The 3,265-nt window shown below is 67.1% G+C and carries 10 protein-coding genes; all 10 read right to left on the reverse strand.

Annotated features, from left to right (window positions below):
* Positions 1 to 282, reverse strand: a 282-nt coding sequence (locus tag ABD912_RS23425) for a hypothetical protein (RefSeq protein WP_345154884.1), incomplete at its 3' end; no start/stop codon positions are given.
* The gene (locus ABD912_RS23430; RefSeq protein ID WP_345154886.1) at positions 279 to 557 is read right to left on the reverse strand and encodes a hypothetical protein; all 279 of its coding nucleotides are present in this window, start codon (positions 555 to 557) and stop codon (positions 279 to 281) included. The genes ABD912_RS23425 and ABD912_RS23430, both read right to left, overlap by 4 nt.
* Positions 554 to 784 carry a hypothetical protein gene (locus tag ABD912_RS23435; protein ID WP_345154888.1) on the reverse strand — a complete coding sequence of 77 codons (231 nt, stop codon included), beginning with the start codon at positions 782 to 784 and terminating at the stop codon, positions 554 to 556. Before ABD912_RS23435 ends, ABD912_RS23430 begins: the two co-directional genes overlap by 4 nt.
* Positions 781 to 1,038 (reverse strand): hypothetical protein, encoded by a 258-nt coding sequence (locus ABD912_RS23440; protein WP_345154890.1) that lies wholly within the window; start codon positions 1,036 to 1,038, stop codon positions 781 to 783. The genes ABD912_RS23435 and ABD912_RS23440 overlap by 4 nt, the downstream gene beginning before the upstream one ends.
* Entirely contained in the window at positions 1,035 to 1,370 is a 336-nt protein-coding gene (locus ABD912_RS23445; protein WP_345154891.1) for a DUF4326 domain-containing protein, read from the reverse strand. Before ABD912_RS23445 ends, ABD912_RS23440 begins: the two co-directional genes overlap by 4 nt.
* A gap of 87 nt (positions 1,371 to 1,457) precedes the next feature.
* Positions 1,458 to 1,832 carry a hypothetical protein gene (locus ABD912_RS23450; RefSeq protein ID WP_345154892.1) on the reverse strand — a complete coding sequence of 125 codons (375 nt, stop codon included), beginning with the start codon at positions 1,830 to 1,832 and terminating at the stop codon, positions 1,458 to 1,460.
* Entirely contained in the window at positions 1,829 to 2,095 is a 267-nt protein-coding gene (locus ABD912_RS23455) for a hypothetical protein (protein WP_345154893.1), read from the reverse strand. Before ABD912_RS23455 ends, ABD912_RS23450 begins: the two co-directional genes overlap by 4 nt.
* On the reverse strand, positions 2,092 to 2,424 hold the full coding sequence (locus tag ABD912_RS23460; protein WP_345154894.1) for a hypothetical protein: 333 nt from the start codon (positions 2,422 to 2,424) through the stop codon (positions 2,092 to 2,094). Before ABD912_RS23460 ends, ABD912_RS23455 begins: the two co-directional genes overlap by 4 nt.
* On the reverse strand, positions 2,421 to 2,915 hold the full coding sequence (locus ABD912_RS23465) for a hypothetical protein (RefSeq protein WP_345154896.1): 495 nt from the start codon (positions 2,913 to 2,915) through the stop codon (positions 2,421 to 2,423). Before ABD912_RS23465 ends, ABD912_RS23460 begins: the two co-directional genes overlap by 4 nt.
* Before the next feature lie 11 nt (positions 2,916 to 2,926).
* Positions 2,927 to 3,142 (reverse strand): hypothetical protein, encoded by a 216-nt coding sequence (locus ABD912_RS23470; protein WP_345154898.1) that lies wholly within the window; start codon positions 3,140 to 3,142, stop codon positions 2,927 to 2,929.
* Positions 3,143 to 3,265 lie beyond the last annotated feature (123 nt).

Raw genomic sequence — 3,265 nt, forward strand, 5'->3', positions numbered from 1 at the left:
AAACGCAAAGCTTTTCGCTGACTGGCGTCTTCCTTGGGTCCGGTTCTTCAGGAGGGCCCTAACCCGGGCCGCGCCGTTCAATGCGATGTCGATCGTCCGGTGGAGGTCAGCATCGACGCGGATATATGAATCGCCCGACGGGGGTGGGGGCGGCGCCGTTTCGAAGACTTTGTCGCAGGCATTCGCGACGGAATCGGCGAGCCAGAAGAGTTCGTCTAGGTAGGCTCCCCCCCAGGGGGAGTCTTTGACAAATTCCCACAGCTCGCTGGTTGTTTCGCTCATCCTTCGATCCTAGGTTCTGGGCCGGGCGGGCCGGTGACCGCCGCGGTGGCGCCGGCGCCCGGCGACGGCTTCCCGGTGATGCTGATCAGGCGGTGGAGGCCGACCCTGAACTTGTTCTCGGTCCACGGGAACCGCAGGAGCACGCCATACTCGTTGTGCTCTAGCCCGATCAGTTCGCCGCGGGCCCAGAGGCGTCCGGAGCGCTCGTGGTGCAGTTCCACGGTCTTCCCGAGGTCTACCCCGGAGAGTCGGCGGGCTTCGATCGTGGTGGTCACGCGGCTTCCTCGGCTGTCCCATCGTCTACGTGGCGCGTGCTGATGGCGGCGACCTCGGCGATGTTGACGTCGAACAGACGCGGCAGGCCCAGCTCCTGGGGAACGTGCGTCCAGTTCAACTGCGTCAGCTCGCCACTGATCGGGCTGCGGCTGGCCTTGATTTCGTCGACAGCCGCGGTCAGGGTCGCGCCGGACTTCATGACGAGGGTCAGTTCGAGATACTTCATGCTGCTTGCCTCCCGGCGATGGTGATCTTCCGGTCTGGTTCGGTGCGGACTTCGACGGGCACCCGGTGGTAGAGGAGCCGCAGCACGGTCTGGGTACGGGACTGGGTGTAGTAGTCGAGTTCCCCGGTGACGACGGTGCCGGACTGGTCGCGGGCGGTCACGATGCGGCCGAGGTCGTCGTTGGTGATCCGGCCGGCCTCCACCGTCGTGGGCTGGGTGCCCGGGTGGAACGTGGCCTCAACCTTGTTGCTCACTGGGCCTCCTGGTTGGCGAGTTCGAGAAGCACGTCGGCGTGGCAGGGCTGATCGAGCGGGCACCAGCAGGCCAGGTCCTTCCCGGCCAGCTCGGTGCGGATCGCCTCCGCAGTGATGTCGAGGTGGCCACCCGTCAATGCCAGGTGGAAGAGCTGTGCTGCGTCGCCTCGGGTCAGCGGTTCCTCGATGCCGTAGACGGGCTGTGCGCCCATCCATGCGGATTCGTCGCCGACGGTGTAGGGGTTGCCCCACCGTGTGGGCCGACCGACGTAGACGGCGCCTGCGGGCATCCGCCAGCCTTTGGTGCGGCGCCGCTGGATCCGCTCAGCCACGGCGCGCCTCCTTCCCCTGGGTGGCGCCGGTCTGCGGGGTGGTGGGTTGGACGCCCCGCCAGGTCTGGGGGTCGCGCACACTACGGCTCATCGGGAGGCCTCAGCGGTCAGCTTGACGGCACGGGCGCGCAGGCTGTCGGCGATGTTTCGGGTTTGGGCTTCGTAGGCCCGGTATCGGATCATGTCGTCCGCGTCGGTCAGGTTCTCCTGCGCGGCTTCCAGTGTGGCGGCTCGGTGGTCCAGTTCGTCGACGGCTTCCTGCAGGGCCGCGACTATGGCCGTCGCGGCAATGAGGGCGGGCGCGGCCTTGCGGTAGCCGGCGGCAATGAGTCCGTCAGCGATGGCGAAGGCGTAGGCAACCTTCTCGTCGTCGGCCCAGTCCCACTCGCGTGCGGCGTCCGGCGCGTTGGCATTGTCGGCGATGAAGATGGCGCGGGCGAGGTCTTCGCGTTCGGTGCTCATCGGGTTCCTTCCAGTGCGGTGCGGATGGCGGTGCGGAGTTCCTGGGCGGCCGGCCCCTTGCGGAGTGCGGGGGTCTGCTCCCACCGGTCCGCCAGTGCTTCCACGGCTTCGAGGGCGGAGACCAGGCGGGGCACGTCCGCTTGGCTGTTCGTGACGGCCAGGGTCTTTAGGTGCTGGGCCTGCCACCTCCGGTCTTGCTCTGCTGCGCCGGTTGCTTCGGTTGCGGTAGACAGCCGGACCTTGATGGCCTCCAGCGCGCTCACAGGGCGGCCCCGTTCCCGTAGTGGAGGACGGTGGCGAAGTCGTCGGGGTCTGAGAGTACAAAGTGGTAGGCGTCGCCCTTGGTGCCTCGCACCGATTCTCGGATGGTGATTGCGTCGCCGTACCGAGTCATGACTACCGATCCGTCTGGCAGTGCGTCGAGCTCTTCCACACTGCGGACCATGGCGGCCTTGTCAGCAGCCACGAGGGAGGCGCGGGCGACTTGGCGCCACCTGTCCTGCGCTGCGGGCGGCAGCTCCTCCCATGGGCCCCGGCCCACTTCGCTGTTGAGGATGGTGGCGGCGGCTTCGATCAGGTGCTCGGGGATCACTTGGCGGCCTCCTCGGTGACTGGCTCGGTGCAGTCCGGGCATGCGTCTTCGGTTCCGTCTACTCGGGTGACGGTCTGCCAGCCGCGTGCATCCGGCTCGGAGAGGTGGTCGTGGTGGTCCGGGGTCGGGCCGCACGGGTAGGGCTTGATCTTGTCCGGGTCCACCCCGTAATGGACCACCCGCTCGTAGAACAGTTCGCCGTCATCGGTGAGGTTTTTGACTACGAACTCCCACGCGGCTTGTCCTGTGAGGCCTTGGAGCATGGCGTCGGCGGCCAGGGCGATTTCCTGGCACTGGATCATGTTGGCGATCCGGGCGACTTTCTCCGGCCCTTCGGCTTTGAACCAGCCCGTGCCCTGAGGGTCCATGCCTGCGGCGTAGGCATAGAGCGCGGGCACTTCGACCTCCAGCGGGCGCACCTCCCACTCGCCGCGCTGGGGGTATAGCTCGTGGGCGTATCGGCGCTTTGTCCGGCGCTTCTCGGTGCTCATGGTGTTCTCCTTCATGGGCGTGCGTGGTGGTTGGTTTGGGTGCGGGCTCGGAGTGTCCAGGCTTGGGCGGTGAGCCCTTGGGCTTCGGCCCGCAGTTGGTTGGCTGCCGCGTGGTTGCGGCGGGAGAGGGTTTGGGTGGTGGCCGGCACCGTGTCGAGATGGTCTGCTTCGACCCGCAGCTGGCGGGCTTTCTGCTCGAGGTGCGCGGCCACCTGCAGCGGACTCACAGGGTGATCCCGAACGTCGGGCGTACCGGCTCTGCACGGCTAACTTCGGCTTCGGCCTTGGAGGCCCGACGCTGGTTCATGGTGTTTCCCCTTCCGGGTGGTCCTGCTCGCTCGTTGTCAATC

The sequence above is a fragment of the Arthrobacter ginkgonis genome (genome assembly GCF_039540195.1).
GTDB classification, from domain to species: domain Bacteria; phylum Actinomycetota; class Actinomycetes; order Actinomycetales; family Micrococcaceae; genus Zafaria; species Zafaria ginkgonis.